This is a genomic window from Mesorhizobium sp. M7A.F.Ca.CA.004.04.2.1 (assembly GCF_004022825.1).
Lineage (GTDB): Bacteria > Pseudomonadota > Alphaproteobacteria > Rhizobiales > Rhizobiaceae > Mesorhizobium.
Genome location: NZ_RZPH01001274.1, coordinates 1 through 1,453, shown reverse-complemented (window position 1 = coordinate 1,453; position 1,453 = coordinate 1). Strand labels below are relative to the sequence as shown.

The following is a 1,453-nucleotide window of genomic DNA, read 5'->3' as shown; positions in this document are numbered from 1 at the left end:
CTCTATTCCGAGTTCAAGAAATTCTTCCCGGAAAACGCCGTCGAGTATTTCGTCTCCTACTACGACTATTACCAGCCGGAAGCCTACGTCCCGCGCACCGACACCTTCATCGAGAAGGAATCTTCGATCAACGAGCAGATCGACCGCATGCGCCATTCGGCGACGCGTTCGCTGCTCGAGCGCGACGACGTCATCATCGTCGCCTCGGTGTCCTGCATCTACGGTATCGGCTCGGTCGAAACCTATACGGCGATGACCTTCCAGATGCAGATCGGCGATCGGCTCGACCAGCGCGCGCTGCTCGCCGATCTCGTCGCCCAGCAGTACAAGCGCCAGGACATCAATTTCGTTCGCGGCTCGTTCCGCGTGCGCGGCGACACGATCGAGATCTTCCCGGCCCACCTGGAAGACCGCGCCTGGCGCATCTCGATGTTCGGCGACGAGATCGAGCAGATCACCGAGTTCGACCCGCTCACCGGCCAGAAGACCGGCGAGCTGAAAAGCGTCAAGATCTACGCCAATTCGCACTATGTGACGCCGCGCCCGACGCTGAACCAGGCGATCAAGTCGATCAAGGAAGAGCTCAAGCACCGGCTGGTCGAACTCGAGCGGGCCGGCCGCCTGCTTGAGGCGCAGCGGCTGGAACAGCGCTGCCGCTTCGACCTCGAGATGCTGGAAGCCACCGGCTCCTGCGCCGGCATCGAGAACTATTCGCGCTATCTCACCGGCCGCCAGCCGGGTGATCCGCCGCCGACGCTGTTCGAGTACATTCCCGACAACGCGCTGGTCTTCATCGATGAAAGCCATGTCACCGTGCCGCAGATCGGCGGCATGTATCGCGGCGCCTTTCGCCGCAAGGCGACACTGGCCGAATACGGCTTCCGTCTGCCGTCCTGCATGGACAACCGGCCGCTGCGCTTCGAGGAATGGGATGCCATGCGTCCGCTTTCGGTCGCCGTCTCGGCGACCCCCGGCGGCTGGGAAATGGAGCAGGCCGGCGGCGTCTTCGCCGAGCAGGTCATCCGCCCGACCGGCCTGATCGATCCGCCGGTCGAGGTCCGCCCGGCCAAGACCCAGGTCGACGATGTCGTCGGCGAAATCCGTGACACCACCAAGGCCGGCTACCGCACGCTGGTGACGGTGCTGACCAAGCGCATGGCCGAGGATTTGACCGAATATCTGCATGAACAAGGCATCCGCGTGCGCTACATGCACTCCGACATCGACACGCTGGAGCGCATCGAGATCCTGCGCGATCTGCGCCTCGGCGCCTTCGACGTGCTGGTCGGCATCAACCTGCTGCGCGAAGGCCTCGACATTCCCGAATGCGGCTTCGTCGCCATTCTCGACGCCGACAAGGAAGGTTTCCTGCGCTCGGAAACCTCGCTGATCCAGACCATCGGCCGCGCCGCCAGAAACGTCGACGGCAAGGTCATCCTCTATGCCGACCAGG

1 protein-coding gene is annotated in these 1,453 nt (G+C 63.4%); it reads left to right on the top strand.

The genetic code is table 11. The features are described 5' to 3' along the window. Nucleotides 1-1,453 (top strand): excinuclease ABC subunit UvrB (gene uvrB, locus EN893_RS33785; protein ID WP_128362167.1); only part of this gene is annotated, 1,453 nt, incomplete at both ends.